The organism is Brevundimonas sp. (assembly GCF_031082345.1).
Taxonomy (GTDB): Bacteria; Pseudomonadota; Alphaproteobacteria; order Caulobacterales; family Caulobacteraceae; genus Brevundimonas.
This window is the reverse complement of the sequence record NZ_JAVHLH010000241.1, coordinates 1-4,327: the sequence shown is the minus strand read 5'-3', so window position 1 is coordinate 4,327 and position 4,327 is coordinate 1. Positions and strand designations below refer to the sequence as shown.

The following is a 4,327-nucleotide window of genomic DNA, read 5'->3' as shown; positions in this document are numbered from 1 at the left end:
AGTAGGTTTCATCGGCCTCAACGACCTTGCCCTCGCCGCCTAGCGGGGTGTTGTCGGTGTCGGTCATGGCCTCGCGGATGCGGTGCGCCATGAACCACGCCGTGCGGTAGGAACCGAGGGCGAGCTCGCGTTGAAGCTGGAGGGCCGAGATACCCTTCTTGCTGGCGCACATCAGGTGCATGGCCAGCAGCCACTTGTTCAGGGGAACCTTGGAGTCCTCGTAGACCGTGCCGATGGTCGCCGTGAACTGGCGATCACAGGCGTTGCACTTGTAGAGGCCCTTGCGATGGGCCTTGCCCTTCAACTCGGTAGAGGCCTCGACCACGCCGCAATGCGGGCAGGTCCGACCGTCCGGCCAGCGCACCTTTTCGAAGTGAGCGCGAGCGGCGTCCTCGTCGTGAAAGATCGGGTCTGAAAGCGTTGCGTTGGCCATGACTCAACCTACCAGATTGACCCGGTTTGTAAAGTGCATAGTTAGGAATATCCACCTAACGGCCGCCGTGGCTACTCCAGTCCGAGGGTCCGGCGGTCCCGCCAGGCCTGGAGGACTCCTAGGGCGAGGACGAGAAGGATGCCGTAGCTGGCCAGGTTGATGACGGCGTAGAAGGCCGCGATCGGGGGGCGGACGTCGGTCGTGGTCAGCAGGTGGCTCATGACGACCAGCGACTGGAGCCCGCTGGCCCAGACGGGCCAGGACCGGCGGCTTTTCCACGCCAGGGCGACATAGGCCGCCAGAAGGACCGTCTCGACGATCATCAGCCCCCACTGCGGACCATACAGCTGGCTGTCGTCCTGAATCAGCAGCGCCGCCAGCGAGCCCAGGGCATAGGCGCCGGCCCCGACCCGCTCGGGCTCGTCGCCCTTCAGGAAGGCGAACGCCACGACGACCACGCCGACCGCCGCGCCGATCTGGGAGTAGATTGTGTCGAACACTGGGGCTTCCTCCGCGCGGGACCGCGCCCGTCTACAGGCGTGGCGGGCCTGCCCTGTTGTCGATCCCATGGCGGCGATCCGCCGCTCCTGCCAAGCCCAGAAGGTGCCGACAGCCATCGCGATCAGCAGGCCGTAGTTGGACATGTTGATAACGGTCGCGAAGGCGTTGGACGGCGGCCGCAAGTGGGCAGCGACGAGGACGTGACCAGTGACGATCAGCGCCTGGAACGCCGACGCCCAGACCAGCCAGCTCCGGCGGCTGTGCAGGGCGAGACCGAGAAAAACCGCAAGCAGGACAACGTCCATCGCCATCAGGCTCCACTGCGGAACGCTCAGGTTGCCGCTGTCGGGAGTCATAAGCGCGCCTAGAAAGACTAGCGCGTAAGCTGCGGCCCCTATGCGTTCCGGTTCGTCGCCTTTCCAAAAAGCAAAGCTGACCACGAGCACCGCGGCGGCCAAGACTAGCTGGGAGTAGATGGTCGTTAACACAGAATCGCCCCCACACCTTCGTGCATGGGGGCGATAGTGCCTGAAGTCATGGCCAGCGGGAATGACCGCTGGCGGACATTACATTGAATTAAACCGCGCGGAGACGGTGCTCGCCAATGATCGGCACCTTCGGCACCTCCCGAGGCTTGTCCTGCCCGTCCGACGCGTAAACGCCGTAGCCCATGCGGCGGTGATCCTTCGCCAGTTCCTCATGGCAGGTGACCATGGCCTGGCGTGCAGCGCCCAGGCTCGCGATCGCGTCCATCGCCTTGGCCTGCGACTCGGAGCCGACTACGGCGGAGACGCCGAGGACCGTGCGCGTTCCGATCATCGACTGCACCAGCGTCGTCGCGCGGGCGATGGCCTCGTCAACGGACTGCTCCGTCGCATACAGATCGCCGGCGAGGCTGGCGATGACTTGAGCCTTATCCATAGAAGCCTCCAAACTGAAATAGTGAACAAGGTCTTAACACGGCTCGCCAATACTTGGTAGGGATTTGTTGACCACGTTCCGGCTTGTGTCGCCTTCCGGACACACCCCGCCGCCGACCGGGGGCGTGTCGCCCGGCTTGTCGACAGGGCCCACGGCGAGGGCCTCCAGCCCCATCTTCCGCGCCAGCGCCGCCAAAGTGTTGTGGGTCTGGACCAGATGGCCCCGCGCCTCGGCCAGGGCGCTGATCGCAGCCGCCGCCCCGGTGAAGGCGCGCTGGCCGGTGACCGCCGACAGCCAAGCCTGCGCCCGGGCCTCCGGCAGGGCCGCGGCGAGGGCTGCGGCGTCCGCCAACGCCCGGTCGATCGCCGCTTCGGCGGTGTAGAGGCGGGCCGCCAGGGCCTCGCCGATACTGTGTCTCGTCATGGTTTCCTCCCGCGATTAACCATCGCGTAGAGCAAGCAATCGGACGTTACAACAGACTACAACTAGAGGTCGTGTTCGGCCACCAGGAAGTGGGCGGTGAGGGAGGCTATCGGCTGGGCCTCGTCCTCCTGCCAGGCCTCGGCCAGCACATGGGCCACGCGCCGGCCGGCCTTGCTGATGCGGGCGCGGGCGTGCACGTCCACCGGCCGTCCGGAGCGCAGATAGGCCACCGTGACGTTGATCGGGCGCGGCAGGCTCAGGCGCGGATAGGACAGCGCCACCTGGGCCACGGCGGTCAGCTCCAGCAGGGCGGCCGTGGCCCCCCCGTGCAGGGCCGGCAGCATCGGATTGCCGATCAGACGATCCGCGAACGGCATGGTCACGGTCAGGACGTCGCCGTCCTGGTCCGATTCCAGCCCGAGAAAGCGCGCATAGGGCAGGCGGTCCAGCAGGGCGCTCATCCGGCGGCTCCCCGCTGGACGGACAGGTTGGCGCCCGCCGTCCGCCCGTCGCCGGCGCTGAGCATATAGGCCGCCTGGGCCGCCGCCACGGGGTCCTCCGGCCCGTCCTCGAAGGCCCAGGCCCGGACGAAGGCGATCGAGTGGGTCAGTCGGTAGCAGCGCGCCTCGGCGATCAGGTCCCGCCGCGGCTCGGCGGCCCGCATATAGTCGACGCGCAGGTCGAGGGTGGCGATCGGCTCGAACCGGTCCAGCGCGATCCACACCGCCAGCCCGCCGACGTGGTCGAGCAGGGCGGTGACCAGGCCGCCCGCCAGCACGCCGGTGTCCGGATCGCCGACCAGATCCTCGCGCCACGGCACGCGGATGCGGACGCGATCGCCCTCCAGCCCGTCGAAAACGAAGCCCAGGGCGTGGGTGTGGGCCGCGCCGGACGCCAGCTGGGGCAGCAGGGAGACGAGGGTGGAGGAAGCCATGTCCTGCTATCGCCCCGCGCCGGGCGTGGACGCAAGCGCGACTCGCGCGTTATCCATCGGCTGCGAGGGCCCGTATCCGACCCATGATCCGTTTCGAGGACCTGCTCCGGCCGACCCCCGCCGGGCTCTACTGCCCGCCGGGCGACTTTCATGTCGACCCGGTCCGGCCGGTCGACCGGGCGGTGATCACCCACGGCCATTCGGACCATGCCCGCGCCGGCCACGGGGCCGTTCTGGCCACCCCCCAGACCCTGGCCATCATGGCCGAGCGCTATGGCGAGGACTTCGCCGGGCGGGAACAGCCGGCCGCCTACGGCGAGACGGCGTCGCACAACGGCGTGGAGGTGACCCTCGTCCCCGCCGGCCACGTGCTCGGCTCGGCCCAGGCGGTGATCCGCTGGAAGGGCGTCACCATGGTGGTCTCGGGCGACTACAAGCGCCGCCGCGACCCGACCTGCGCCCCGTTCGAGCCCGTGCCTTGCGACGTGTTCATCTCCGAGGCGACCTTCGGCCTGCCGGTCTTCATCCATCCGCCGGACGGTGAGGAGATCGGCCGGCTGATTCACTCCCTGCGGCAGTTTCCCGACCGGGCCCATCTGGTCGGGGCCTATGCCCTGGGCAAGGCGCAGCGGGTCATCCGCCTGCTGCGCGAGGCCGGCTGGGACCGTCCGATCTACGTCCACGGCGCGCTCGAGCGGCTGAACCGGCTGTATGAGCGCGAAGGCGCCGATCTGGGGCCGCTGTCGCCGGCCACCGGTCTGAAGCCGAACGCGCTGGGCGGCGAGGTGGTGATCGCCCCGCCGTCAGCGACCCAGGACCGCTGGTCCCGCCGCTTCGCCGATCCGGTGCTGGCCTTCGCCTCGGGCTGGATGGGCGTGCGCGCCCGGGCCCGGCAGAGGGGCGTGGAGCTGCCGCTGGTGCTGTCGGATCATGCCGACTGGCCGGAATTGATCGCCACCTTCGCCGAGCTTCGGCCCGAGGAGGTGTGGATCACCCACGGCCGCGAGGAAGGCCTGCTGCGCTGGTGCGAGCTGGAGGGCCAGAAGGCCCGGGCCCTGCGGTTGGTCGGTTACGACGAGGAGGACGAGGAGACCGGAGGCGAAGAGCCCGGCTAG

7 protein-coding genes are annotated in these 4,327 nt (G+C 68.7%); 1 reads left to right on the top strand and 6 read right to left on the bottom strand.

Annotation, left to right across the window (positions count from 1 at the left end):
* From RDU12_RS13125 to RDU12_RS13100, 6 genes are all read right to left on the bottom strand, one after another.
* The coding region (locus RDU12_RS13125) for an IS1595 family transposase (protein WP_308685032.1) at positions 1 to 433 on the bottom strand (433 nt) is incomplete at its 3' end.
* A gap of 71 nt (positions 434 to 504) precedes the next feature.
* The gene (locus RDU12_RS13120; protein WP_308685030.1) at positions 505 to 1,290 is read right to left on the bottom strand and encodes a hypothetical protein; all 786 of its coding nucleotides are present in this window, start codon (positions 1,288 to 1,290) and stop codon (positions 505 to 507) included.
* A gap of 220 nt (positions 1,291 to 1,510) precedes the next feature.
* Positions 1,511 to 1,855: a hypothetical protein gene (locus RDU12_RS13115; RefSeq protein ID WP_300291230.1), complete on the bottom strand. Its 345-nt coding sequence runs from the start codon at positions 1,853 to 1,855 to the stop codon at positions 1,511 to 1,513.
* A 33-nt stretch (positions 1,856 to 1,888) separates the two neighbouring features.
* Complete coding sequence (locus tag RDU12_RS13110; protein WP_300291232.1) at positions 1,889 to 2,278, bottom strand: hypothetical protein; 390 nt, start codon at positions 2,276 to 2,278, stop codon at positions 1,889 to 1,891.
* Between the two features lie 62 nt (positions 2,279 to 2,340).
* Complete coding sequence (locus RDU12_RS13105; RefSeq protein WP_300291234.1) at positions 2,341 to 2,739, bottom strand: PaaI family thioesterase; 399 nt, start codon at positions 2,737 to 2,739, stop codon at positions 2,341 to 2,343.
* Positions 2,736 to 3,212 (bottom strand): PaaI family thioesterase, encoded by a 477-nt coding sequence (locus RDU12_RS13100; protein ID WP_300291236.1) that lies wholly within the window; start codon positions 3,210 to 3,212, stop codon positions 2,736 to 2,738. Before RDU12_RS13100 ends, RDU12_RS13105 begins: the two co-directional genes overlap by 4 nt.
* An 83-nt stretch (positions 3,213 to 3,295) precedes the next feature.
* Here RDU12_RS13100 and RDU12_RS13095 point away from each other — a divergent pair, with 83 nt between their 5' ends.
* Complete coding sequence (locus RDU12_RS13095; RefSeq protein ID WP_300291238.1) at positions 3,296 to 4,327, top strand: ligase-associated DNA damage response exonuclease; 1,032 nt, start codon at positions 3,296 to 3,298, stop codon at positions 4,325 to 4,327.